Origin of the sequence: Roseovarius sp. D22-M7 (genome assembly GCF_037083785.1) — a bacterium.
Taxonomy (GTDB): Bacteria; Pseudomonadota; Alphaproteobacteria; order Rhodobacterales; family Rhodobacteraceae; genus Roseovarius.
Genome location: NZ_JBAPKY010000020.1, coordinates 49,534 through 74,257, shown reverse-complemented (window position 1 = coordinate 74,257; position 24,724 = coordinate 49,534). Strand labels below are relative to the sequence as shown.

Annotated in this window: 20 protein-coding genes and 2 pseudogenes; 14 read left to right on the top strand and 8 right to left on the bottom strand. The window is 59.5% G+C overall.

Going from position 1 to position 24,724, the window contains the following annotated elements; genetic code table 11:
* Positions 1-87 precede the first annotated feature (87 nt).
* Positions 88-546 (top strand): hypothetical protein, encoded by a 459-nt coding sequence (locus V8324_RS11065; RefSeq protein ID WP_336419994.1) that lies wholly within the window; start codon positions 88-90, stop codon positions 544-546.
* Positions 547-824: 278 nt separating this feature from the next.
* Positions 825-1,208, top strand: a complete 384-nt coding sequence (locus V8324_RS11060; RefSeq protein WP_336419993.1) for a hypothetical protein — start codon at positions 825-827, stop codon at positions 1,206-1,208.
* 81 nt (positions 1,209-1,289) lie between these two features.
* Here the strand turns inward: V8324_RS11060 and V8324_RS11055 are convergent.
* Positions 1,290-1,856, bottom strand: a pseudogene (locus V8324_RS11055) (IS5 family transposase); the annotation flags it as partial.
* A 228-nt stretch (positions 1,857-2,084) separates the two neighbouring features.
* On the opposite strand from V8324_RS11055, the gene V8324_RS11050 reads away from it, so the two are divergent.
* From V8324_RS11050 to V8324_RS11025, 6 genes are all read left to right on the top strand, one after another.
* Positions 2,085-3,620 (top strand): DUF3987 domain-containing protein, encoded by a 1,536-nt coding sequence (locus tag V8324_RS11050; RefSeq protein WP_336419992.1) that lies wholly within the window; start codon positions 2,085-2,087, stop codon positions 3,618-3,620.
* 110 nt (positions 3,621-3,730) lie between these two features.
* Entirely contained in the window at positions 3,731-3,964 is a 234-nt protein-coding gene (locus V8324_RS11045) for a helix-turn-helix domain-containing protein (protein ID WP_336419991.1), read from the top strand.
* A gap of 31 nt (positions 3,965-3,995) precedes the next feature.
* Positions 3,996-6,086, top strand: coding sequence for a site-specific integrase (locus tag V8324_RS11040; protein ID WP_336419990.1), 2,091 nt, complete (start codon positions 3,996-3,998; stop codon positions 6,084-6,086).
* Between the two features lie 89 nt (positions 6,087-6,175).
* Entirely contained in the window at positions 6,176-7,495 is a 1,320-nt protein-coding gene (locus V8324_RS11035; RefSeq protein ID WP_336419989.1) for a hypothetical protein, read from the top strand.
* Positions 7,496-7,943: 448 nt separating this feature from the next.
* Positions 7,944-8,171 carry a transposase gene (locus V8324_RS11030; protein WP_336419988.1) on the top strand — a complete coding sequence of 76 codons (228 nt, stop codon included), beginning with the start codon at positions 7,944-7,946 and terminating at the stop codon, positions 8,169-8,171.
* Positions 8,172-8,198: 27 nt separating this feature from the next.
* Positions 8,199-9,227 (top strand): IS110 family transposase, encoded by a 1,029-nt coding sequence (locus V8324_RS11025; protein ID WP_336419987.1) that lies wholly within the window; start codon positions 8,199-8,201, stop codon positions 9,225-9,227.
* A 326-nt stretch (positions 9,228-9,553) separates the two neighbouring features.
* Here the strand turns inward: V8324_RS11025 and V8324_RS11020 are convergent.
* Positions 9,554-10,734 (bottom strand): annotated as a pseudogene (locus V8324_RS11020) (IS256 family transposase).
* Between the two features lie 73 nt (positions 10,735-10,807).
* Between V8324_RS11020 and V8324_RS11015 the strand changes: the two are divergent.
* The 3 genes from V8324_RS11015 to V8324_RS11005 all read left to right on the top strand — a co-directional run bounded on the left by V8324_RS11015 (position 10,808) and on the right by V8324_RS11005 (position 12,958).
* Complete coding sequence (locus tag V8324_RS11015) at positions 10,808-11,575, top strand: IS1595 family transposase (RefSeq protein ID WP_336419986.1); 768 nt, start codon at positions 10,808-10,810, stop codon at positions 11,573-11,575.
* Positions 11,576-12,179: 604 nt separating this feature from the next.
* Positions 12,180-12,578 (top strand): hypothetical protein, encoded by a 399-nt coding sequence (locus V8324_RS11010; RefSeq protein WP_336419985.1) that lies wholly within the window; start codon positions 12,180-12,182, stop codon positions 12,576-12,578.
* Positions 12,575-12,958 carry a hypothetical protein gene (locus V8324_RS11005; protein ID WP_336419984.1) on the top strand — a complete coding sequence of 128 codons (384 nt, stop codon included), beginning with the start codon at positions 12,575-12,577 and terminating at the stop codon, positions 12,956-12,958. Before V8324_RS11010 ends, V8324_RS11005 begins: the two co-directional genes overlap by 4 nt.
* 107 nt (positions 12,959-13,065) lie before the next feature.
* On the opposite strand, the gene V8324_RS11000 is transcribed toward V8324_RS11005, so the two are convergent.
* Entirely contained in the window at positions 13,066-14,052 is a 987-nt protein-coding gene (locus V8324_RS11000; RefSeq protein ID WP_336419983.1) for a hypothetical protein, read from the bottom strand.
* Between the two features lie 147 nt (positions 14,053-14,199).
* Positions 14,200-15,132, bottom strand: coding sequence for an IS5 family transposase (locus V8324_RS10995; RefSeq protein WP_336419982.1), 933 nt, complete (start codon positions 15,130-15,132; stop codon positions 14,200-14,202).
* Positions 15,133-15,499: 367 nt separating this feature from the next.
* On the opposite strand from V8324_RS10995, the gene V8324_RS10990 reads away from it, so the two are divergent.
* Positions 15,500-16,672, top strand: a complete 1,173-nt coding sequence (locus V8324_RS10990) for a M23 family metallopeptidase (protein WP_336419981.1) — start codon at positions 15,500-15,502, stop codon at positions 16,670-16,672.
* A 428-nt stretch (positions 16,673-17,100) separates the two neighbouring features.
* On the opposite strand, the gene V8324_RS10985 is transcribed toward V8324_RS10990, so the two are convergent.
* From V8324_RS10985 to hsdR, 4 genes are read right to left on the bottom strand one after another with little or no spacing between them, the layout of a single operon-like run.
* Positions 17,101-18,315: a restriction endonuclease subunit S gene (locus V8324_RS10985; RefSeq protein ID WP_336419980.1), complete on the bottom strand. Its 1,215-nt coding sequence runs from the start codon at positions 18,313-18,315 to the stop codon at positions 17,101-17,103.
* The gene (locus V8324_RS10980) at positions 18,312-19,817 is read right to left on the bottom strand and encodes a class I SAM-dependent DNA methyltransferase (RefSeq protein WP_336419979.1); all 1,506 of its coding nucleotides are present in this window, start codon (positions 19,815-19,817) and stop codon (positions 18,312-18,314) included. Before V8324_RS10980 ends, V8324_RS10985 begins: the two co-directional genes overlap by 4 nt.
* The gene (locus tag V8324_RS10975; RefSeq protein ID WP_336419978.1) at positions 19,814-20,545 is read right to left on the bottom strand and encodes a hypothetical protein; all 732 of its coding nucleotides are present in this window, start codon (positions 20,543-20,545) and stop codon (positions 19,814-19,816) included. Before V8324_RS10975 ends, V8324_RS10980 begins: the two co-directional genes overlap by 4 nt.
* On the bottom strand, positions 20,542-23,883 hold the full coding sequence (gene hsdR, locus V8324_RS10970) for a type I restriction-modification system endonuclease (protein ID WP_336419977.1): 3,342 nt from the start codon (positions 23,881-23,883) through the stop codon (positions 20,542-20,544). Before hsdR ends, V8324_RS10975 begins: the two co-directional genes overlap by 4 nt.
* 277 nt (positions 23,884-24,160) lie before the next feature.
* Between hsdR and V8324_RS10965 the strand changes: the two genes are divergently transcribed.
* A complete protein-coding gene (locus V8324_RS10965; RefSeq protein WP_336419976.1) occupies positions 24,161-24,412 on the top strand; it encodes a hypothetical protein in 252 nt (83 codons plus the stop codon).
* A gap of 100 nt (positions 24,413-24,512) precedes the next feature.
* A complete protein-coding gene (locus V8324_RS22385) occupies positions 24,513-24,590 on the top strand; it encodes a hypothetical protein (RefSeq protein ID WP_442970514.1) in 78 nt (25 codons plus the stop codon).
* Positions 24,591-24,724 lie beyond the last annotated feature (134 nt).

The following is a 24,724-nucleotide window of genomic DNA, read 5'->3' as shown; positions in this document are numbered from 1 at the left end:
TATTTGGTGGCCGCTCGCCTGTGGGCTTTGCCACCTCCGGGGTGGGTCATTTTTGGATGATCACACCGGGTCAGTTTTGAATGCACATTGACAGGTCATCGCGACGAGTTCACGCATGTCTTCGACATGATCGTCACCATGTCCTCCGGCGCGCGCACGGCCTATACCGTCAAGCCGCAAGTGCGGCTCGCCTCCGGGCGGTTCGTCGATGAGATGCAGACGATCGCCTGGTGGGTGCTTAAGAGAGGCTTCGCGCACTCGGTCAGGCTGCTCACCGAGGCCGATATCGATCCCGTCTCGGGACACAATGCCAACATCAACGCGGCCTTGCGCGATGTCGATGCCGAGGCGGATCACGCGGCGCGCACCATGGCCCGCACGCTGCGCGGTGTCGCCAGCATCCGGGAACTGACCCTGCGTCTCGGGCTCGAGGCGCGGGGCTACCGCGCGCTTCTGCGCCTGATCCGGCACGGCGACCTTGGCCCCGTCTGCTCGCAACGCATCACCCCCTGTACTCTCGTGGAATGGAAAGGAAGCACGCAATGAAAGTGATGATCGGACATCAAACATCTTCGCCCACGGCCGCAGTCAGCACGGGCTTTCGGATTTCGCCGCACGACCGTCTGACCATCGACGGTATCCGAGAAGACGGGTTATCTGATACGAACGGGAGCATGCATCAAGGAGATTTTACCATATAGAAATCGTTCAGGAAAAAGTGGTCGTCGGCGTCATCACCGCCGTCATTCTCGCGCCCATCACACTTCTCTGGAACGCGGTATAACACACACCGCGCAGACGATCGTAAAAACGGAGAAACAGACATGAAAACGAAAATAATCTTAGAAGCAGAAACAGAGCGCGATGTTGACGGATACGAAAGGACAACCGGGGTATACGAGCTTCTCGGAACCGTCCTGCTCATTTCTGTAAATACACTGGGTTTTGAGCAAGGGCTTGAGATGCGGAAGGGCGCTATGGCAGACATGCCAAGGCTTAAAAACACAAATAGAAAGATAGAAATGGACGTAGAGCATTACGTTCGTGCGAATACAAAGCGCTTTTATGCAGATAAAATTGAGGTTATTCCCGATAATTTTCAAAATAGATGCGAAACGATGTTTCGTGAGCGTGTAGCGGAGGTTCTTTCCGCCGCAGGCGTTTCCGCACATACTCGAATGAGCTACATTAAGCGAAAACGAAACTGACAACCTCTCTCCCTCCCGCCCCCAAGGCGGCTTTGTTGCACAACTTGGCTGAACGTCGAGGTTCCCCCTCCCCGGACAGACCTATCCCACGGACTCTGTGACAGGGATCCCGAGAGCGGTGTAGCCGTTCAGGACGGCGATGCGGACCTCGAGCTCCGCAACCTGACGGTTCAAGACCTGTGCCCTGAGCCGCTGGCCCAGCAATTACACACAATGCATCTTGGTCTCGAGGCTGCTCCTGCGGTGATATCCGCTCCGTCGTCGCAACAGCAGGCGGCCGAGGTATTTCGCGGTGCGCAGGGCCTCGCTTCGGGCCATGGCTCCTGCAGTGACGGTCTTCCACGGCTTCGCATTCTTGCGGGGCGGGATGACGGCATGTGAGCCGCGGTCGGGAATGGCGTCGTGGCATTTGGGTATGTCATAGGCCCCGTCGGCGGTGGCGCTGCCGATCTGCTCGTGCGCCGGGATCTGGTTGAGCAGGTCGGGTAGCACCGTTGCATCACCGATATGGCTCCCGGTGATCTCGACGGCTCGGATCTCCTGCGTTTCCTCGTCGATCCCGAGATGGATCTTGCGCCAGATCCGTCGTTTCGGCCCGCCATACTTACGGGCGTGCCACTCGCCTTCGCCCTCGGCTTCTCTTCCACTGCGCCAGAACCCGGACATTATCAAAACCGCCTCTTGGACATGGTCTTGTCGGCGGCCTGTCGGCTGTGCCAGTGAAGAGAAATCAATATTAAATCAATAACTTGCAATCTAATTGTCGGCGCGACATGCGCGGGCAATTTTGGTGCAGAATTATTTTACATGCGGCGTTTCCGGCGGTGAGCGGATGAAACCAGCTCCTTTCAAGTACAGATGAAAGGAGCCTACGGAATGCCGAAACCCAACACAAAATCGTCAAAAGCGGTGGATCTGACGCTGGATGAAGTACGGGTCAAAACCCGGCGCGGTTGGCGCAAGCTGAAATCAGAGGAACGTACGGAGTTGGTCCGCATGATGTCTGTCCGGGTAACGGAGCAGCCGTTCGATGTGATGCGCCTCGCCCCGAAAGGCAGCTTCCTTGCGCGGATGCTGCGGCATTTCGATGATACCGACATTTCATACTCGATGCCACTCATGTCCACCGTCATGTTTGCCGCGTCATGGTTGACGCAGAACGGCGCCAGTCTTGCTGTGCCCGGCGTCGGAACCATACGACCAACTCTTTGGAATATCGGCCTCGCCGAGTCCGGATCCTCGAAAACCTTGGCAAGCGAAGAAGTCGCGGCGATCCTGTCGGATGGCGACGAGCCTTCGGTGTCCTTTTTGGCGCCACCGCAATCCGCCCCGCAATGGATCATCGATCTGGCCGAGCAAAACGGCTCGTTCTGGTTTCAAGATGAGGTCGGCAAGCTATTCCAGTCGATCTTTACCCAAAGCAATATGGTGCAGTTGAAGCCATGGCTGCTGCATGCGTATTCGCACCAACCGATCTCAAACCGTCTGAAGAGTGAAGAGGCCAAGCTCAGGATCGACAAACCGGCCTTCACGTTCCATGGCCTCACCGTGCTCGAAACATGGTCCTCGGAAATCGATATGTCGAGCATGCTCGACGGGTTCTGTCAGCGCATGAACTACTATGTCGCCGAACCCCGAACCGACACCGACATGTACGATCACTTCCTGTACTTTGCGGGCGGGACGCATGACACGCGCCGGGCGGAACTTCGTCAGATCTGGCAAGCGTTATGTGCTCAGGAAAATGCCGGAGGTGAATATAGCCTTGATGATGAGGTCGTTCCCTATCTCGAATCCTGGTGGCGCTCTTTGCGCGAGACATGGGGACGCTCGGATCTTCCACGCTCGTTCATCCGGCGCATTGGCTTTGCAACGCTCCGTTACCTGCCGGTTCTGCAATTTCTTTTGGGAAAATCCCGGCGCAAGATCGATGTCGAAACCGCCGAACTTGCGACGCGTTTCGCGGACTATCATTTCCGCTCGGCGCTGACCTTGATCCAGCGATACGACGCCAGCGCCACCAGCAAGGTACAGCGCATAGCGGGCGTGTCCAAGCGTCTCGCAGATGATGGCAAGCCTGTCACGAAACGCAATGTCACTCGGAAGTTGAGCCGGGCGCAACGCGCCGATTTCGAAGGTGACGAAATCGCCGCAATTCTCGACGCATTGTCACAAGTCGAGCCGGCCGCGCTGCTGTTCGACGGGACCGACGGCCGGAAAGCAAACGCGGAGGCGATTCGTCAGCGTCACGATGCGACGCTGACGCGCCTGAACGGCAATGAACGCAAACGCAATGAACGGCGCGTGCGGGAAGTGTTGTCTCGGTGGCGCGCCGAGGCCCCGGATCCTCTGCATCAAGCTGACCACGACAACAAGGTCGTGCCGATCCCGCTGTCACGGACGGGAACGTGAGAGTGATAAGATCCCGGTATCGCGTGTTTTTTGGAGAATTGCCGGCAATGCATTTTTGAGTACCGCCGATTGTTCCTAACTCCTCCATGATTGCAGGGAGGACAAACATCATGAGCCAAAACTTCTATTCCGTTGCCGAGGTTGCCCGAAAGTTTCGGCGCCATCCCCGCACGATCAGGGACTGGATCCTGAAAGGATGCCCGACCCCGGGCGGATCCGTGAAATTGCCCGCAACCAAGCTGGGAAAGGAGTGGTGCGTGACAGAAGAGCAACTCGCGCTCTTCGAGGTTCGAGCCCGGTCTTCTTCTTGTGGAAGACCGGATCTCGACCTCAATGGCGCGTGACGGTTGGAACCCCTTTTGAAAGGAATTCGGAATGACCGTTCAAACCGCTCTTGAAACCTATATTTCTGAAAGCGGGGAGTCGATGCGTGCCCTGTCGATACGGGCGCATCTCAATCCCAAAATCGTCTCTGACATACTCAGGATTCCGGGGCTCCGACCCCGTCGCAAGAGCCTTATCGCGCTGTCGGGCGCGACCGGCATCGATTTCGTCGCGGCGAGTGGGTTCGAGACCATCACCTATGCCGAGCTCATGAACAGGCTTGACCAGCAGGGATATCAATCCCTGCGCAGCCGCGTTTACACGATGGTTCGTAAAGCGGGTTGGACTGCCGAGACGAAACACGTCTGCCGTCGCGACGTGATCGATTACTTCGAGACACAAAATGCAGAGGGCTTTGGCGTAGCTGCCGGGACCTATGCAACATACAAGAGCGATGTTCTGAAAGCGCTGAACATAGCACTGGGGCGCCAGCGACCCCGCAATGTCTCCGATATCGGTGGCGAGCATGGTGCTCTGCATGACGCAATCACGGACAACCCGGTCCCGCAATCCTGGAAGCTGATCTCCGGGTCCTTCCTTATCTACCTCCATGACTGCGAAATTGCCCTGTGGGCCATCACAAGCGATGTCCTCGCAGACTACTTTGCGCATCGTCTCGAGGTTTCATCCAAGACCGAGGCGAAATGCCGGGCGCACGTGGCCGAGATTGCACATATGATCACGCTTCTGTCCCGGCACGAGGCTTTCCGGCAATTCCGGCTTCCTGCGGTGAAACACCCCTTTGCCGACGGTCGGGACAAGTACAAGGTGGATGGCACCTTGATCGTGCCGATCCTCAAAGACTTTGATCAGCGCATCGTGCCCTGGGCGCGCGGAGAGGTTTCCCGGTCCGGTGAGACGCGGGAAGCCTTCATCGCGCGGCTCGATGCCGGGGATACCGACGTGTCGGACAAGAAAGCGCGCCTGAGGGCAGCTCGGGCCGCAAGACGGCAAAGGTCAGGAAAAACTGACCGGCCAGAAGGCAAGAGCGACGCAGCCAAGCTTGCCAAGAACGGCTTTCTCACGCGAAAAAACCAATGGTCGGGGCCCACTGTCGCGACACGCCGCGGCTATGTCGCATCGCTTGCGAAAGCCATCATCGCGGCGACGGAGATTGTGCCGGACTCGCTCGAGGAATTGTGCGATCCGGAGTTTCTTTATGACGCAGCGGACGCGCTTGCTGACGCCAACAAAGGGGAGTTTGCGAGCGGATATGTCGCAAGTGTCCTCAAGACCATGAAGAAGCTCGCGCGGGACTATTACGAAGCTTCGCCGGAACAACTGAACGAGATCGATGATCTTATCGCGCGTCACGGCGTGGCCGGCCGCGGCATCGCGCCGCGCAACGAGGCAAAACTTCGGCAGTTCACGGACACCCGGATCAAGAAACTGTTGAACATGTCCGATGTGATCGTAACGGGCGTAAATGCTGACCTCACGAAAAAGCGCAAGGCTTGGCGCAAGAAACACGGTGTGTCGCCGACAAGCGCCGACATCGTCACACCGGCCCTTGCCCAGGACGTGATGGCCGCCCTCGCGCATGACATCCTGCTCGCACGGGGCCCGCGTACCGCCAATGTCGTGAATTGTCTGCTGGACTGGATTTCGTGGCAAGAGAAAAAGGCGCGCATCATTGTTCCCTCCGTTAAAGTCAAGATGCGCGGCGCCGACGATCCCGATCTCGTGATCCCGCTTCCCGAAAGCACGAGCCGGCTCTTGCGCAAGTATCTTGATACGATCCGCCCGATCACGCTTCGACCGGGGGATGAAGACAACCCGTTCCTGTTCCCCAGTCAGGCAGCAGATCATCAGTTTGAACCGGGTCGATCCTACGAAAGCCTCCTCGGACGTGTTACGCGGCTTGTCGATCACCATGTCGGTGTCGACATCAACCCGCATCTCTATCGCCACCTGATCGGCTGGATCTGGCTGAAGGACAGCATCGACAACCTGCCGGCGGTGCAACGCCTGCTTGGGCACAAGAGCCTGCAGACGACGCTCGATCACTACGCGGAGCTCGACGAGAGCCTGGTCCTCGACAAGTGGCAGGACTGGATAAATCAAGAGAAGAAATCGCAATGACAGCGTCCCTTATCGCTAAAGTGCAAGACCGTCATGCGGCCACCGAAGTGGGGCCTCGTCGACCGGATCAGACCGAAATGGATTGCAAGATGACCCAGAATGACACCGGTCTGCTGACCCTCCTCCCCGAAGAAGCGTTTTCGGCGCGTGTCCCGACCGCGGACGCGTTGCAGACCCGGTTGGCCGAACGCCTTGCCGAGGTGGGCGCGCGAGGGTTGGCTGAGTTCGCCTATGTTCAGAAACGCGCCGCCGAGATCTGGGGAGCCGCCCCAACGGCTCATTTTGCCCGTGTCTTGCGCGCGGCGCGGGTGTCCAGCAAACCCGCCTCGAAATCGAAATGGCAAAAAGCCAAGGCTGCGACATCGCGCTTGCCAGCTTCATGGCGCGACATTTTCCAGCAGTCGATCACCGCTTCGACAACCGGCAAGACCGTGGCTGGTCATGACCCCTGGAGCGCGGACTATTTTCTGGCCGTGATCAACGCACTCGTGGCATGGGTTGGTTTCTGCGAAGCGCACGATATGCCGATTGCGCCGACCGGTGCCACACTGGAGAAATATGCGCGTGCATGCGTGGAGCGGCGGGATGATCCCGTGTCCGAACGCACGGCCAGTGATTATCTTCAGCGCATTCACGCCGGATACACTCTGATCGACCCGGGCTATCCGTCTCGCGGGTGCGAATACGTCATGCGAGACTGGCGTGAGCGGTCCAGATTTGGTGGCACACCGACGAAAACCGGCGCACAACTGGTCACTGCAAAGGCGATCTACGATTTGGGGTTTTCGTGGATCGGTGACGCCGGCGGACGCCCGATGCGGGGAGTTCACGCTGCCCGAGACTTTCGAAACGGCTTGATTCTGGCCATCGGCGCGGCCCTGCCGGAGCGGGCGCGGGCCCTGTCGTACCTCGCATTCGACCAGAGCCTCGTATTGCTGGAAGACGGTCATATCCATATCCGCCTTCCGGCAAGCGCATTGAAGATGCTGGAGCGTCTCAAGCTGCGGTCGGACGGCCGAGACACGGTGTTTCGAAACCCGCGCCTGCATGCCGCTTTATGCGAGTACCAGGCCATGTATCGGCCGCTATTCGATGATGGCAACTGCCTGTTTCCTTCAATGAAAGCTCCGGGCATGGCGATCAGTGAAGCACAGATCGGTCGCTTGGCGGGCAACCTGACGCTGGCGGCTTTCGGCACGCGCATTCCGGTTCACCGGCTTCGCGACAACGTGGCAACCGATGCGTCCGAGCATCTCGAGGGCGGGGTCTACGCTGCCTCGGCGCTTCTGCGTCACCGGGACATTGCGACAACAAGGAAGTACGATCATTCCGAGGGCGTAAGTGCGGCCGAGGAGTTCGGGACCTATATCGAGGATCAGCGTGCAGGCAGCGTCGACCTCGACCTCTGACCGGTCCGCCGCCCACCGCCGCGATCCGCCGCATTTTCCCTTATTTCCGCGCCGTGTTGAAAACAGGGGCACACCACCCGCACGGGGTGGAACACATCCAGTCTCAACAATTTCCGTATGCCGCTTCAACCGCCGCCAACCGCCACGCCCGCTCGGGCAAGCGTTCAACATTCCAGTGTAAGCACAAGCAGACGTTGGCGGAACAAGAATTTGAAGGAGAGATCACAGACCGAGATTTCTTGGCAGCGTCGGTGTCCGACCCCTCCTTGCGCGGGTCGGACACCGACGCTGCCACACGAAAACACTTCCATGAATGGAAAGATCACGCCGCACGATAGCGAGCTCGTACCTGAAGCAAAGACAAAACCTTCCTGATTACGCATGTTGCTCAGCCGCTCTCGCTTTGGTGCAAAAAGTGAACGAAAAGAATGTTAAGGGGAGCAGGGCGATGGCGCGCAACAAGGTTCAGTTCCAGAAAGGGCTGAGTGAACCGGAATTCGAGCGGCTCTACGGGACCGAGGAACAGTGTCGGGCTGGGGTCGTCGCGTCGCGCTGGCCGGACGGTTTTGTTTGTCCTGAATGCGGCGGGACGCGGCACAGCATCGTGAAGACGGATAGATGGGGTGGTTGCCGCCCTCCCCAGACGGCATCGCAGTGTGCCAAGATGGTGGTCTGAGAGCCACAAAGCGGAGAGGACGGCAAAATGAAGGATACGATAATCGGGGTGGACTTGGCAAAACGTGTTTTCCAACTCCACGGCGCAACGATGACGGGGCATGTGAGGTTTCGCAAGAAGCTGACGCGCGAGCAGTTCCGGCGGTTCATGGCTGAGCATCCTTCCTGCCTCGTCGTGTTCGAGGCCTGTGGCAGCGCCAGCTACTGGGCGCGCGAGATGGCAAAGCTCGGCCATGACGCCAAGCTCATTGCGCCACAATACGTAAAGCCTTTCGTGAAGCGCCAGAAAAACGACGCGGCTGATGCCGAGGCGATCGTGATCGCCGCGCGCCAGCCCGAGATGCGGTTCGTCGCCCCCAAGACGGAGGATCAACAGGCCAGGGCGATGCTGTTCCGCGGCCGTGAGCGCCTGGTCCATCAGCGCACCGAACTGGTGAACGCGCTGCGGGCGGTGCTCTACGAGTATGGGCATGTGTTTCCTGCCGGCATCGGCCATCTCAAACGGATCGAGGCGCTGCTCGAAGACCCCACCTGCGACCTGCCGGCCTTGATCACCACCGAATGTCGCGACCTGCTGGCACAGATTGCCGAGAAGACCAACAGGATCGACGCGAAGACGAAAGCTCTGAAGGAGCTGGCGGCCGGGACCGACACGGCGCGCCGTCTGCAGACCATGCCGGGGGTCGGGCCTCTGACGGCGCTTGCGGTCGAGGCTTTTGCGCCCGGCATGGCGCAGTTCAGGTGTGGCCGGGATTTCGCAGCCTGGCTGGGACTGGTGCCGCGACAGAACTCTTCCGGCGGCAAGGAGCGCCTGGGGCGAATATCGAAGGCCGGTCAGACCGACATCCGACGGCTTCTGATCATCGGGGCGATGACCCGGATCATGGGCCGTGCGCGCCACAAGATCCCGGCGGACAGCTGGCTTGGCCGAATGCTGGCGCGCAAGCCGAAGATGCTGGTCGCGATCGCGCTGGCCAACAAGATGGCGCGGCAGATCTGGGCCATCTTGACGAAAAACGAGGATTACAGGGATCCGGTGCTGGCAACAGCGGCATGAGCATCGTGCCGTAACCAGCCAGTATCGGTGCAACGGGGAGTGTGAGAAGGCGAAGACCTGAATGGGCGCAACGATCGAACAGATCCGGATCGGGAAAACCAGTGGGACACTAAGAGCCTGTAGCTCGGTGGGTAGATTTGGACCCGATCCGCTGATCACCATACCGGCCCGCGGCTTCTGGAATGCCGCAAAACGAGGCCTGACAGAAGACCGCACTCGATCACATGCTCAAACGGTCAGAAATTTCTTGCACTACGGGCGGCAACCACAGAAGTGTCCCAGGGCGTGGTGTAAGAGCGCCGACCTTCGGAAAGGCTCAGGTCTGATCAGGATGTCACGGCGGACAACCTGACGTTGGGATTGTCGTTCACGCGCGCGAGGGTTTCAAGGCTCATGTATCGGCGCGCAACGGTCCACTCGTCGTTGGTCTCGAGCATGCTCGCGCCGACGAGCCTGATGATGGCGTCATCGTTGGGGAAGATCCCGACGACATCTGTGCGCCGCTTGATCTCGCGGTTCACCCTCTCCAGCGGGTTCGTCGAGGCGATCTGGGCCCAATGTTCACGCGGGAAGTCCATGTAGGCGAGAACGTCGTCGCGCGAGGCGTCCATGAAGGTGCCGAGCTTGTCCTGCTTTTCGCGGAGTGCATCGGCGACGGTGTCCCACTGGGCTTCCGCGTCAACCTTGCTTTCCTGGGCGAAGATCGTCTTGAGCATCGCCGCCACTGCAGTGCGTTGCTTGGCCGGGGCATGGGCCAGCGCGTTGCGCATCCAGTGAACCCGACAGCGCTGATGGGTTGCGTTGAAGACCCGGCGCGCCGCCGCCCGCAGCCCCTTGTGGTCATCGGCGATCACCAGCTTCACCCCACGCAGACCTCGGTCGGCAAGAGACCGCAGGAAGTCGGTCCAGAACGTCTCGGCCTCGGAGGGGCCGGTGGCGACACCCAGCACCTCGCGCTTGCCGTCCTCGTTGACTGCCACGGCCACTATCACGGCACGGCTGATGATGCGCCCGCCCTCGCGCACCTTCACATAGGTTGCATCGAGCCAGAGGTAGGGCCATGCGCCCTCCAGGGGCCGCGACAGGAACGCGTTCACGCGCTCGTCGATCTCGGCACACAGCCGGCTAACCTGGCTCTTCGACATCCCGCCTGCGCCCATGGCCTTCACGAGATCGTCCACGGAGCGCGTCGAGACGCCATGAACGTATGCCTCCTGGATCACCGCGACGAGAGCCTTCTCGGCCGTCCGCCGGGGCTCGAGAAACTCGGCAGGTAGCTGCCCTTGCGCAGCTTCGGGATCTCCAGCGGGATGCGACCCGCACGCGTGTCCCAGTCCCGGTCGCGGTATCCGTTGCGCTGGACTTCCCGCAGGGGCGAACGCGCACCCTTGGCCGCGCCCGTCTGCGTCTCCACCTCGGCTTCCATGATCCGGCTGGCTGCAAAGGCCAGCATTTCACGCACAAGATCACCGTCGGCCTGCTGTTCAACCAGTTCAAGCAGTGCCATTCTCTCATCGGTCATCGTCATCTCCGTCTTTGGTTTCGAGTGTTGCAACCCGAACCTTTGCCGAAGATCGACGGTGGCCGCCACAGTCGCCACCGGCCGCGCGCTGCGCTACGCCGGGGGCTTCGCGCGCGGCCTCTTACACCAATCGTTGGGACACTGCCTGAAGACGCGCGGGCTTTATCAGTGCAGCACCTGCCGGACGCAGACTTCGTCGATCGCCGGGACGATTTTCGCCGCGACCAAGCTGAAGCTGCGCGTCTGGTTCCGCGCCCTCTATCACCTGACCCAGACCAAGCAGGGGATCTCCAGCATCGAACTCGGGCGACGCCTCGGGGTGACGCAGACCACCGCCTGGAAGATCAAGCACAAACTTGGTCAGGTCATGCTCGACCGCGATGGCGCCAAACGACTGCGCGGGCGCATCGAGATCGACGATGCCTACATCGGCGGCGCGCGCACGGGCGGCAAGCGCGGACGCGGTGCCGCCGGCAAGAGCTCGATCCCACCTGCGCCGTCATCGAGCTGTGGCCTCGCCTGCTTCGCCGCCGTCACGCGCGCCGGATGCAGCCACGCGATCCTCAGAACCGGCTCGGGACCGAAAGCCGCGAAGACGCCCGCCTTCAAATGGGTCAACACCGCTCTTGGCAACATCAAGGCCGCCATCACCGGCACCCACCGATCCGTCAGCGCCAAACACGTGCCAAGATACCTCGCCGAGTTCGAATATCGCTTCAACAGGCGCTACGATCTCGCGGCCATGATCCCCCGCCTGACCTGGGCCAGTGTCCGAACACCGCCCATGCCCCACTGCCTGCTGAAATTGGCTGAGGTTCACGCGTAATCAGGAAACCTTTTAACAAAGTAAACCCAGCTGCGCGGATATGATCTGTCGCGGCCCTCAGGCTGAGGCCGCGACAGATCACATCTGCGCGGCGTCGATGGAACAGGGATCTGAAGCAGGCCATTCCGGTCTGCGACCACCAGGAAAGGTGATAAATCCAATGCAACACGAACCCAAACCAACGACCAATGCCCTGTTCCGGCAGATCTCCCAATTCGATGATTTTGTGAAATGGCTCCGCGACGAGGGTGACGCCCTCATAAACGCCGTGGATCTTCTCGGGGGTCAGGCCTGGGCCAAGAAGAAAGCCGGGGATGTGTCAGTGCGACCGTAGTTTTGCCATTTTGGCGGTTTTTTCTGCCATGAAACGCGCAAAGTATTGCCAAGGCATTTCAGGTCATTGAAATTGCTTTGCTTTCTCCGAAACCCATTTCGGGGTGTTTGAAAAGGCATCTCGAGCGTTCGAAGGGGACGGCATCTGCTCTGATCCTGCGCGGCCCTCTTTGTGAGGCCGCGCAGGACAGACCGCGCCGCCAAATATCCGGAGCAGGGACTTCCTGACGCGGCCCATGGTGGGCCCGCGCACTCAAGAGAGGTGTTCCCAATGAAACATTCAACCCACATGACTGCCCTGCTCCGGCATGTCACCAACGCCCGCGACTTCTGCCGCTGGCTCGAGGACAACGGCGACATGCTGATCGCCGCAGCCGATCTGCTCGGCGGTGCCGATTGGGCCGAACGCGCACGGGTGATCGTCACCGTCGCGCGCACCGGCGGTCCGGTCACGGCGCGTGTCCACACGCTCGAGGCGCTGAGCCGGCTCTTGCACGGCGGTCATGCCGACAGCCTCGATGGCTCCGAGGCGTTTCTGTTCTCATCCCTGCACCCGGACGACCCCCGGGCCACAAATGCGATGCGCTGTGCCGAGGCGCTCGACCGCGGCCTGCGGGCGATGGAGGCGCTGCGCCTTGCAGGTCTCACGACGCGAGGAGTGACGGCATGACACGGCAAACGGAAACAACCTGCCTGCAACGCGCCCGGGACCTCACCCGTCACGCGGCACAATGGCTGCAATTGCTCCGCTTCAGGTCCCGCCCCGGTGTAACGCCGTTTTCGGCAAGCATGTGCCATTACCACGCCATGCTCGACCCAAGCGCATCCGATCTCGATCGGCTCGCTGCATGCCGCGCCATGGAGCCCGCCGTGCAGCGGCGCCGCCTCGCGGAGGAATTCGTCGCGGAGGCAGATCAAGCCCGTCAAACGCTGTTGGATCCTTATCACCTGCATTGGGAAACGACGCGCGACGGCGCGGCCCTGTGGGCCATCACGAACCTTCTTCGCGAGGCCATCGACGCGTTCGAAGCCGAACAGATCGCTGCATGACAGACCCGGGGCCGCCACCAGGCGGCCCCGGTTGGCTGGCCTACATGGTCTCAGGCGTCAGTGGCGCGCTTCGATGATCAACGATCATTGTTTCTATCCAGTGGGAGTTACTCGCGCATAACTTTTTCCATCATGTGCGAATGATAAGAACACATACCGGCGTCATAGTCGAAATCATCCGGGCTGAATATCTCGCCGCACATCGAACATGTAAGGTCCGCCCCAGGGCAAAGAACGCATCCTTCGCCGAGCACCCAGCTCTCATGAGAGCATTCGGGACACGTAGTGACGGGAGGCTCCCCTCCGTCGGTTCCCGCGATGTAGGCTTCGCCAGCGGTCGCCTCGGCGATCGCAGCTTCGAAGACATCCTCCCGATCAAGAGCTGCGCCGCATTCTGCGCAGTCCAGATCCATTACCTCGAAGCTGTCGTTGTCTGGGTCAATCTGGCGGACCAACGACGAACCGCAGCTTGAACAGCGCACTTCTTCGAGAGCATCGGCAAGCGCATCAAATCCCCAGTCCATCTTGTCGAAGGATTCCGAGCATCTCGCTTGCTGCTGGTCGAACACCTCCTTGTTTTTCAGAAGGGCTTTCCAGACGCCGTCCTGAAAGAGATGGGCGGGCTCCTCTTGTAGGTGATCGACCAGCAACTGCTCGATGACCGGCATGGCGGATGCCAGTGCTTCCTTCGCGATCGCAGGCTTTACCGTCATGAACAGGTGTTCAGCATCGTTCCGGATCCGCGCCAGGTCCGCCAGCTTGGACCAATCGAGGTTGAGGCCGAGTTCCTTGAAACGCTCTTCGATCTGCTGGCGATCCACCGTGTTCCGTTTCAGCTTGCGCGGCACCATGGACCTGTCGCCGTCGATGTTCCGTGGAACAAGGTCCTTGTAGATGAGCGAACCATCGGACTTCGGCGGAGACTCGTTCCACAGTACCTGCTTGCAGAGCAAAAGGACACCCGCGTAAAGGTTTCGGATCGCGGACAGAACCCTGCGATCATCGCCTGTCTGGTAATCCTCGACCCCCAGTTCGATTGAGAGGACGGCATTTTTGACCAGCCCCTTGCATTTCGTGTTGCAGCCTGGCGACAATCGCCCCAACAGTCCTCGAATGACCGGTCCGATCCCAAACTACCCACGGCGATGATCGAGAATTTTGCGGTTGCAGCATAGGCACATTCGACAGGCATTGTTGCAGAACTCAGGCCTGAGGTATGACTTCCCCTTACCCCACTGAGGTCAGCCCACGCGAGCGATCTCGGCGGTGCCGAGGGCGTTGAAGCGGTTCATGAGGGCGATGCGGATGTGGATTTCTACGGTCTGTCGGTCCGGGTCTCTCGCGGCGATGCGCTCGCCAAAGGCTTTGAGGCAGCGCATCTTCGCCTCGATCCGGCTGCGGGCGTGGTATCCTCTCCAACGTTTCCAGAAGGCCCTGCCATAATATCGGGTGGCGCGCAGGGTGTCGTTTCTCGCACGTGCCGAAGGGCAGTCCTCTTTCCAGAGGCGTCCGTTCTTGCGGATCGGGATGATCGGGGTGGCGTCACGCGCGATGATGGCGGTGTGGCAACGGCGAGTGTCATAGGCCCCGTCTGCGGTCACGGTGCCGATCTGCTCATCCACTGGAACCTGGCCGAGCAACTCCGGCAGCACGGGGCTGTCACCGTGGCTGCTTGGGGTGAACTCGACGGCACGAATGTCGGACGTCGCCGGGTCCATGGCCAGATGCACCTTGCGCCATTGGCGTCGACCCTGCGGACCGTGCTTGCGGGTCTGCCATTCGCCATCGCCGAGGAATTTGATCCCGGTGCTGTCCACCAGAAGGTTGAGCGGCCCGCCCGCACGGCGATACGGGATCTGCACCGCCAGGGTCTTCTGCCTGCGGCACAGGGTCGAAAAGTCAGGCACGGGCCAGTTCAATCCTGCGAGCCTGAGCAGGCTGGCCACCATCCCGGCGGTTTGTCGCAAGGGCAGCTTGAACAACACTTTGATCGACAGACAGAACTGGATGGCGGCGTTGGAGAAGACCGGCGGACGTCCCGGGCGCCCTTCATGCGGCGCGAGCCAGGCCATATCCTTGTCCAACCAGACCAGCAGCGAGCCGCGCTTGCGCAGTGCAGCGTTGTAGTCGGACCAGTTGGTCGTGCGGTAGCGGGCGGGGGATGGCTTGCTCATGCAGCCCGTGTAACCGCATGGATTCACGATGTGAATCGTCAACAGTCAAAGTTGTGCAACAACGCCGGTCACGACCCTCCGTCTCGTCGGGGAGTGCGACAACCGCGAGCGCGCTCGATGCCGTTCAGAGCCGGACGAAGGTTGTTCGACATGCCCATACTCCGGCCCAAAACGTTACCTCATCATCGGATAACCCCGGATCTGGGAACAATCCGGCCCGTTTAGAGAGTTTGAAGTCTATTATGGGTGTAGTTCGAAAAAAGCATTGATCAATTCTCAGGTTCAGCTGAACTGGGAACGCGTCGGCCAGACCGTTTGGAGTTCATCGGTCCGATGCTGCGACTTTTAATTTGCACGGGATAGTATCATGGCAAAAAGATCGAAGATTGCGACAAAATTCATTCTGCCGGTAGACGAAAGCCGGGCGACGGAAACGTTTGGTTTCGGCGACAATTCGAACCTGGTTGACAAGGGAATCAATGGAGGATCCAGCACGCCGGACTGGTATCACATCGGAGTCGATTACGATTATTTCACAGGCACGCAGGATGAACAGTTCATATTCGCTGTCGCTAATGGCGAAGTCCATGAAATCGGTCTCGACGACGGCAGTGGCAGCGGATACGGGAATTACGTGATCCTCAGACACACTCTTCCGGGAAATGGTCAAGAGGATGTCTATTCGTTCTACGCCCATATGGAAGAGGCGCCACTGGTGGAAGAGGGCGACTTCGTTGATATCGGCGAAACACTCGGTTTTGTAGGAGAGACAGGTTTTGTCATCGGTGAGCACCTGCATTTCGAGATGCGCCTGGAGGATCCGAATTTCACTCAGGGCGGAATATACAGCGGCTCCTACGACACCCTTCCCCAGTTCAACCAAGGCGTCGCGGAGGGGGTCCTTTTCGATCCCGACGAATTCGTGCGTGACTACGAGACGACATCCGCCCTGATGAAGGATTTCACACCTGATAAGCCTGGCCTCGGAAACGTTCCCCTGGAAAATCTTCCGGACGTCGCGAAGGATCGTATCGGTATAGACACAGGAAATGAAGTCACCGTCAATTTTGAAGATGCAACCACCTTACCTGGGGGTGTCATTGCCGACGGCTATCTGGGACTGGACTGGGATAATTTCATCCTTCTCGATCCGGAGGCCGGATTCGTGTCTTTCCCGTCCGGTTATTCGAATGGTACGGTTTCAGGCGACATTATTGCACTGAACGCTTTTACTGATCCCGCTTCAATCAGCGATACGGAAAGTGACTTTGATCTGGAGAGCGCGTATTTTACCGCGGCATGGAATGACGGGTTGATTCTGGATGTATTCGCTTATGATGACGGCATCCTGACCGGTCGCGACACGATCGAACTGAATACGCAGGATCCGGTTCTTTACTATTTTGGCGATGAATTCTCCTCCATAGACGAACTGAGGTTCGAATCGAGCGGAGGCGTGAATGCCGGATTCGACGGGTCTGGGACGCAGTTTGTCGTGGATGACCTGAGTCTCGTGATTTACGATGAATTCCTGTTCTGATTTTCATATTTATTAAACAATTGTCAAAATTCGAAGGACTGGGCGAAAAGGATTTTTATCCGTTCCAATTCTGGCCAGCGGCAGTCGCCGACGAACCAGTGTCCCCGCTAACTGTCACATCCCGGAAGGTAGTATGCCTGTTTCTTGAACAGTTCCTGCTTGAAGTTGTGCCAGTCCTTCATCGCTTGCAAGGGCGGCTTGCTGTGCACAGCCGCCGCTCGGGCCAAACCAAGCCGCACCTGCAGCGAAGGTTCACTTTGTCCCGCACTGCGGCCGTCCATGCTGCGCCAAGGATCTCCAAATGGTTCCCGAAGAAATCTTCGCGAACTGTTCCTCGCCATGCACCTTTGTCTGGTGGGCTCGTCCACAGATTGTGACCTCGAATTGCAACACGAAATGCAAAGGGCTGGCATTTTCGAGGAGTTCTTTCATGCCTCGGCCTTCTTCCGGCGCCCCCGCTTCGCCTTCGGGGCGGCGGCGCGGGCGTCGCGGATGCGGGTGAGGAGGGCTTCGGCGGGTTCGTCCTCGGGGTCCTGGGGCACAAGCTCTCCACGGAAGGCCTTGGCCAGCAGGCGCTCGTCGAGCCGGTCGATGAGTTGGGCGGCGCGGCTTGCCTCCTCGGTCATCCGGTCGATGCGGGCGAAGGCGGCTTCGATGCGGCGGACGATTTCCTCTTGCTCTTCCATGGGCACGATCGGCATTCGCAGCTTGGCCAAGCTCTGCCTCGTGATCTGAGGTTGTGCAGAACCAGAGATCACCGTCGAGAAATCAAATCCATGCGAGAAGTATGCTCTTAGGAAATCAAGAGTGAAATGGTCAGCCTTTCCCTTGATTACCATTGCGTTGCCATTGATCCACGAGAACGGCTCAGAAATGTTCACGGCACCACAAGTTGCTCCACGGCAGGTCACCAACAATTCTCGATGCTCATGGTTGAATTCGTCGTAGAAACCGATCTTGCCGTTAGCACCAAAGACCGGGTATTTACCATCCGCTTGCATCTGGGCTTTGGAGATCGTCTTCGGCTGATAGGCATCGCAAACGTCAAGAAATTGTGCGGTTTCCCACTGCCTTTCGCGGATCAATTGACGCGTGATCGCCTGCTTGGCGCGGATCGCCAGTTTGGTGATGCGGGCGAGGTGGTCGCGCGCGGCGGCCGAGCGTGCCGAGAGCCGGTCCAGCTTCGCCACGATCCGCCGCTGCTCGGGGAGTGGGGGGATGGGAAACGCGGTGGACTTCAGAAACTTGAAATGTCTGCTGTAGCCTTTGTTCGGCAGCCGGACACAGCGGAGGGCCTGATACGCGAACTCCGGATCGTATTGATCGTTCGGCTGGAGCACCTTCACGCCATCTGCGCCCTGCGCAAACTCGAAGTCGATAAATTTCACGGCTCGCGTGTGATCCCCGAAAACGATGCAAGGCAGTGCCACGTCGTTTTTGAGATCATTGCGATCAGTAAAACCACCGACCAAGCCTTCGCCCTGATCGACAACCGGCAACGGCCCTTCGGTGAGGTATTCCTTCTGCTTGAGTTTCCTCGTGCTGTTCGTCGAGTCTGACCAAGTATCCTTGAAACTCGCCCACAACCATGATTCAGGCAATGTCGTGCTGGGCCACTCTCCCTTTTCAGCTTGGTCACTCATTCGGCTGCCACCGCCGCCGGGGTCAAGTCCTCTTCCTCGCCTTCCAGTTCCAGCACCAGCGCCTCGATCTCGCGCGTGGCTTCGCGCAAGTGGCCGAGGATCGCTGCCGTGATGTCGTCGGGGTCGGTCAGGCCGTCCTCGGCCTCTTCCTCGCCGTCGCGCAGCCAAGAGATGTCGAGGTTGTCGCCGCGCACGGCGATCTCCTCGCGGGTGAAGCGGCGGAAGCGGCCTTCCTCGCCCTGGTCCTGCCGCTCGGCCCGGCCATGGGGATCGTCGCCGAAGGCCGCCTCGAAGTCGGCGAAGTCCTCGGCGCGCAGGGGCCGCGTCTTGCCGTAGGAAGGCGCGCCTGCGCGCATGTCGTAGACCCAGACGGCCTGCGTCCCACCGCTCTCGCTGCGGTCCGCGTTGCGGGTGAATAAGATGACGTTGGTCTTGACCCCCTGGGCATAGAAGATGCCGGTGGGCAGGCGCAGGATGGTGTGCAGGTCGCACCAGTTCATCAGCATCTGGCGCAGAGCGCGGCCGGTGCCGTCCTCGAAGAGCACGTTATCGGGCACGACTACGGCGGCGCGCCCCCCGGGTTTGAGTCCGCGGATCATGTGCTCGACGAAGGCCAGTTGCTTGTTCGAGGTGCCCACGGTGGTCGAGAAATCGCTCCGTTGCGGCCGCCCGCCGCCCTTCTTGTTCCCGAAGGGAGGGTTGGACAGGATAAGGTCGGCCTTGGGCAGGTGAGCTCCCTCGTCGGTCAGGGTGTCCATGGACTGCGCGTCGCCCTCGATACCGTGGAGCATGATGTTCATCAGGCAAAGGCGGTGGGTGTCGGGGACGAGCTCCGCGATACTGTAGCAGTCGCGGATCTGCCTCTCGGCCGCGCCCTCGGGCAGGCCGTAGAGCTCGTTGTTGTCCTCGTAGATGCGACGGTGCGCGGCGACGATGAAGCCGCCTGTGCCAGCCGCCGGGTCCTGGATGCGCTCGCCCAGCTGGGGCTTGGTCAGGCGGATGATGCTGTCGATCAACGGGCGCGGGGTGAAGTATTGCCCGGCGCCGGATTTCTTGTCCTCGGCGTTCTTTTGAAGGAGGCCCTCGTAGAGATCGCCCAGTCCTTCCTCGCGCGCATCGAACCAGTCGAGGTCTTCGATGGCGGTGGTGAGGCTTTTCAGGTTGGCGGGCTTGCGCAGGCGGGTCTGGGCGTTCTCGAAGATGGCAAGGACCAGCGGATCCTTGGCGGCCTTGGGTTTGCCCTCGGCGTCGCGTTCATCGGGATCGCCGAGTGAGGTCAGAAGGTGCTTGTAGTGGGTGAGCTGATCGAGCCCCTCGCGCTTCGCCAGCGTGTCCCAGCGGTATTCCTCGGGGATCCGGCGCTCCTGCCCGGTTTCGGCCATCATCTTGAGGAAAAGAAGAAAGGTCAGCTCGGTGACATATTCGGAATAGGTCACGCCGTCGTCGCGAAGGACGGCACAGAGTTTCCAGAGCTTGGCGACGATGTCCTGTGTGGCGCTCATTGGCTTGCTCGATCCTTTTCTTGTGGGTCGATTGAATTGAATACGAAATCAAACTGGTTTGCGTCGAGTCGTGAAACCGACTCGATTAGGTGAGGCACAGTTTTCCAGACAGTATTCAGGATAAAGTTCTTGCCCTGCCCGCAAACCTCGATTGGCATAGAGCTTTCCTTCAGCTTGGTCAGCGTTGCGCAGGGCGAGGTGTCGCGCGTCTCTTTTTTACAAGAAAGGTTTCCACGATTTCCATGGTCGACCTCGGGCAGTAGCGCTTCACACGGCACACCCGGCAGCTCGATCACAATCGGATACCATGGCGCATACAACATATGGGATAGGTCCTCGAATTCCGAAAGAAGGCAATCAGCGCGATGTCCCATCTCCCGCTGGCGCAGGATCCTAACCAAAGTCCTGCATGTATCGACCGCCTCTGGTGAATTCATGGCGTATGAAGCCGCTTGATATTTCGACGCTGATACGTATACGCTGCCGTGCCTCCAATTCATGTGATCGGAGACCTGAGCAGAAATCTTTGTCGCAAGACCAAGAAAAAGCCAAGTGTCAGGGTCGTCTTCAAGCGTCACCGGCCCGATTAGATCTACGGCGGTCTTAATGAATTCCACAGCTTTGAGATCAGCAATAATATTTCGACCACCCAAGCCGTGCTCCAAAATCGACGGAAGGAGAGCCGAACACGTTCCATGCCACAAAGATATTGGCGATACTGATCTCATGCGGCGGGCTCCCAAGTCTCGGCTCTTATCTCTTCGAGGATGGTGTCGAGCTCGCCCCCGAAGATCCTGTTGAGGCGTCTATAGCCGCCCTGCTGCGCGAAGGGCGGGTCATCGAATGCCTGTCGGTCGATGACGACCTGGCTCTTCATCTCGTCTCCGATACGATCGAGCCAGCGTCGCTGAACGTCGTCGAGATCGTGACTCGATGCAACCTTCCTGATGGCATTATCGACGCGGTCGGCGTAGGCCATCAGAGGATCGCCGAGGGCGGCCTGACGGATGAAGCCGATGATGGAGGCGGCAATGTCTTCATTCGTGCGGTCCCGCCATGCCGCGCGCAGATCGCTCTCTCGGAAGTGGCGGGCGTCGAGAGCGAGGCGAAGCTCACGCAGGCTCTCGCGGGTCAGGTCGCGGGGACGCGTGACGACGATGCTCAGGGCATCGATCTGGTTGGCGTTGTCGCGCACGAAGGTCTCGAAGGCGTCTATGAAGTCTGCGGGGCGGATCCCTTCGCCGTAACCCCGCGTGACACCGGTCACGTTATCCTCGCCGGTGTAGATCGGGATGATCGGTGGGGCACCGCGGTCGCCCTTGAAGTCGAAGAACTTGCCAAGGCCCGGGCGATCCTGCGTCCATTTCCGGACTTGTGGCGGCGGGCCGTTTCGGAAGCGCTCGAGCGTCTCTTCGGGCGTCTCGCCTGCCTGGGCGGTGTATTGCTCCCGAATCTCCGTATTCATGCGCCGGACCTTGCGGGACAATTTAACGATGATCTGGTCGAGAATTTCCTCCTGATGGGACGGATCATCGGCGTTCTCAAAACCATCAAAGAGGGTTTCGAAGGACACCTTCGGATCGACCACGACCGGCCGCATCTCGGTCATGGCCTGGAGGTTCGGGTAAAGGTCTACCGCATCGTAGATCTGGAAGGCCTCCTTGCCGATCTCGTCACACTTGCGGGTCGCCCGACCGATCATCTGGTCATAGAGGATCCGGGAATTCACCCGTCGGAGGAATACCAAGTTGGTTATAGACGGGACATCGATGCCTGTGGTCAGCAGATCGACCGTGACAGCGATCCTGGGATCGGCCTCGTTCTTGTATTTCAGGATCAGTTTCCCTGGCTTGTCGACCGAGCCGGTGATCTTCTGGATCATGTCGTCCCGAATCTCGAGGCCTTCCTCCCGGTAGGCCTGACGCAGGTACTGGACCACCTCATCGGCATGATCGTCGGAGTTCGCGAAGACCAAGGTCTTGCCGGCATTGGGCGATATGATGTCGATCCGGCGCGCGATTTCTGCGGCAACGACCTGGTTGAACTTCGGCGTCCGAACGCGTCGATTGAAATGTTCGACCGTAAAGTCCAGTTGATCCGGAAGAGTGGCGGTGTCGATCTGCCCCGTGCGAGGATCGAGCACGTCGATGGTCTCGCCAGCCTCGATCGTGATGCCGGCCTCGCTGAGGGCGGTCTTGATCAGATGCGGCGGGTCGTGATCGATCAGCCAGCCGTCGATGACCGCCTCACGATAGCTGTAGCGGTATATCGGATCGCCAAAGATCTGCGCCGTGTGCAGGGCCGGCGTCGCCGTGAGCCCAACCTTCACGGCGTCAAAATATTCGACCACACGGCGATACTTTGACACGTAGTCGTTCTGATCCCGGAAGGTCGTCTCGGCCTCGCTCATCTCCCGGTCGAGCAGGTAGCCCCTGTGACACTCGTCAATCAAGATCAGGTCGTATTGATCAACTGGAGGTCTCTCTCCGGGCTCGCGCTCGAGCACGCGCTTCACAAGACTTTGAACGGTGCAGATATGAATCTTCGCGTCACGATCGATGTCCTGCTCTTCGAGGCCTCGGAGTCCAAAGATCTCGGCAAAGGTCTTGGCGCCGACCATGCGGGTGGTCTCGAAGGCACTTTCCGCCTGCTCACCGAGGGCGCTGCGGTCGACCACGAAGCAAACCCGTAGGAACCGCTTCGCTTCGAGAAGACGGTAGATCATGGCGATCGCCAGTTTCGTTTTGCCCGTGCCCGTGGCCATAGCGATGAGCATTTCCCGCTGGCCTTCGGAAACCCCCTTCTCGACCGCCTTGATCGCCGTCATCTGATAGGGGCGCAGGTCGAAACCGAAATTGAAAGGTTTCTCCTCCAGCTCCTTCTCTGCGGCGCGACAATCGACCTCAAGTCGTTCGATAAGACCCTTAGGCGTGAACCATCCTTCCAGGGCCCGAGAAGCATTTGTCTCATCGCGCGTGTCGCGGAACCAGATCCCGCTCTGCGTCGCCATGGCCGGATAGAAGCTCCGCCCGTTTGTGGCAAAGATGAAAGGGGCCTTGTGGCCATCCCACGGCCCCCCCGCGAAGTCAAAAGTCTCGTCGGGCTGGATATCGTGCGAATACCGCGTCGCCTGGACGTCGACGGCTGACATCACGTTCTTGCGCTTGCGCTTCGCCTCCACGAGGCCGACCAGGGTCCGACCGGCGAAGAGCGCATAGTCCGCCTGACCCGAGGACGTCGGCCATTCAGCAATGGCCATGTTGCGGTTCTTTTCCGGCCTTGTACCCTTGGAATGGCGCATCGTCGCACTGTCGACATCCCAACCGGCCTGGCGGAGCTGTTCGTCCACGAGGAGGCGAGTGTCGGCTTCGTCGAAGTCCATGTCCTTGGCCGAGTCGAAGGCGGCCTTTATAAACATCTGTGCCTTGCCGCGCTCGACCGGTCTTGTCGCTCGTCGCTCGGCATCCTCGGCCAGTTCAAAATAGATCGCGCGCTCTTCTTCAGCGAGACGGGCCCTTTCCTCGGCATCCAGGGCGGCGCTTCTCGCGTTGTCCGCCTCGCCTGCGAGACGGACGGCTTCTGATGAACGCTCATCCAATGCTGACTTGAGCGCCGCAACCTGCTCCTTGAGATCGGGCGCATCGTCCTCCGCCAGTCTCGGTGGGATGAACGGCATGGTAAGTCGCGGGTGACGCGTGGTAGAAGCGCGGAGCCACACACCGAGACGATGGCACAGCTTCAACGCCTCGAAAGCCATGCGGCGTTCGCCGTCGTGACCATGTACAGCCGCGTTACCGTCGATACGCAGACGGTGGAGGATGTCGAGGATCTCGCGCGGGAGTAGATCATCACGGCGAATACTTCGAAGCATGCCGGAGAACGTATCGTCGCCGGAGACGTCTGCACCGGCACTCTCAGCGACGATCCGCGCCATGCGTTCCGCGAACTGCCGAGTCTTGATCAGAGCCGTGTTCGCATCGTCGACGAAATATCTTTCGGCATGCGACGCCAAGATTGCCAGCGGGCGATCGATATCATTCAGGTGATCGAAGTTCTGGCTTGTCATTTCGGGCAATCACTCACGACATATAAGCATGCTCAGGATTTCTGGTCTTATCGCGCAATGCAATAGATCGCGCTGCCTTCACACGCCGTCCCGAAAAAGGGTGTCTGCAAACCCAGACGTTCACTTTAGAGTGGCATCGGAAAGAACGATACTGGAACACTCCTCGAAACTATGTTATCAACCAGAGGTTTAGCATCTTTCCCGGAGCTTGTCTACGCGCGAAGATATTTTCGTGAGAGCGGAATGGCTCGAAAATCGAACGCTACAAGATATTCAGATGCCGGCGGCGACCTTCGCCGACAACGAAGGCGCCAAGTTCTGGCTGTCGGTGATGATCCGCGGCTTCATCGTCGTGCAGACGTACAGGCCGACCAGGCCAGAGGTAACGCGCGAATTGGTCGAGGGATGGTATCGAGACCGGGCCCACATCAAGTTTCTGGAGCGGATCGAACTCTGCCTCGGTCTCTTCCCGGATCCGGAGGCATTCCGGCCGAAGGGTCTCATCGTGCGTCAGACCAGGCAGCGATAGGGGTCCATGTCACCGGCCGGACGTCTGCTGCTGAACCGCCGCCTCGTGCAGGCGCCGGTCGACGCCATCGACTACGTGATTTACCCACGAGATCTGCCACGTGGCCGAGCCACATCACGGCGCCGCCTTTTTCGAGCTACTCGACAAGGTGATGCCGGATTGGGAGCGTTGGAAGTAGAGGTTGGAACGGGCCATGGCCTACGAATACTCGAGCTTTTTCGTAGATGGCAGGGTACACGCATTCCGATCTTTTCGAGCCTCGCCTTCGTTGACAAGTCGACAATACGCGGTCAGCGCGGCAAAAACTGTCAC

What these genes read in the sequence shown, in the direction of transcription:
- V8324_RS11050 (WP_336419992.1), top strand. Translation starts at nt 2,085, where the DNA reads ATGCCGAAACCCAACACAAAATCGTCAAAAGCGGTGGATCTGACGCTG.
- V8324_RS11025 (WP_336419987.1), top strand. Translation starts at nt 8,199, where the DNA reads ATGAAGGATACGATAATCGGGGTGGACTTGGCAAAACGTGTTTTCCAA.
- V8324_RS10975 (WP_336419978.1), bottom strand. Translation starts at nt 20,545, where the DNA reads ATGAGATCAGTATCGCCAATATCTTTGTGGCATGGAACGTGTTCGGCT.
- V8324_RS11035 (WP_336419989.1), top strand. Translation starts at nt 6,176, where the DNA reads ATGACCCAGAATGACACCGGTCTGCTGACCCTCCTCCCCGAAGAAGCG.
- hsdR (WP_336419977.1), bottom strand. Translation starts at nt 23,883, where the DNA reads ATGACAAGCCAGAACTTCGATCACCTGAATGATATCGATCGCCCGCTG.
- V8324_RS11030 (WP_336419988.1), top strand. Translation starts at nt 7,944, where the DNA reads ATGGCGCGCAACAAGGTTCAGTTCCAGAAAGGGCTGAGTGAACCGGAA.
- V8324_RS11060 (WP_336419993.1), top strand. Translation starts at nt 825, where the DNA reads ATGAAAACGAAAATAATCTTAGAAGCAGAAACAGAGCGCGATGTTGAC.
- V8324_RS10995 (WP_336419982.1), bottom strand. Translation starts at nt 15,132, where the DNA reads ATGAGCAAGCCATCCCCCGCCCGCTACCGCACGACCAACTGGTCCGAC.
- V8324_RS11010 (WP_336419985.1), top strand. Translation starts at nt 12,180, where the DNA reads ATGAAACATTCAACCCACATGACTGCCCTGCTCCGGCATGTCACCAAC.
- V8324_RS11040 (WP_336419990.1), top strand. Translation starts at nt 3,996, where the DNA reads ATGACCGTTCAAACCGCTCTTGAAACCTATATTTCTGAAAGCGGGGAG.
- V8324_RS10980 (WP_336419979.1), bottom strand. Translation starts at nt 19,817, where the DNA reads ATGAGCGCCACACAGGACATCGTCGCCAAGCTCTGGAAACTCTGTGCC.
- V8324_RS11045 (WP_336419991.1), top strand. Translation starts at nt 3,731, where the DNA reads ATGAGCCAAAACTTCTATTCCGTTGCCGAGGTTGCCCGAAAGTTTCGG.
- V8324_RS10990 (WP_336419981.1), top strand. Translation starts at nt 15,500, where the DNA reads ATGGCAAAAAGATCGAAGATTGCGACAAAATTCATTCTGCCGGTAGAC.
- V8324_RS10965 (WP_336419976.1), top strand. Translation starts at nt 24,161, where the DNA reads ATGCCGGCGGCGACCTTCGCCGACAACGAAGGCGCCAAGTTCTGGCTG.
- V8324_RS11005 (WP_336419984.1), top strand. Translation starts at nt 12,575, where the DNA reads ATGACACGGCAAACGGAAACAACCTGCCTGCAACGCGCCCGGGACCTC.
- V8324_RS10985 (WP_336419980.1), bottom strand. Translation starts at nt 18,315, where the DNA reads ATGAGTGACCAAGCTGAAAAGGGAGAGTGGCCCAGCACGACATTGCCT.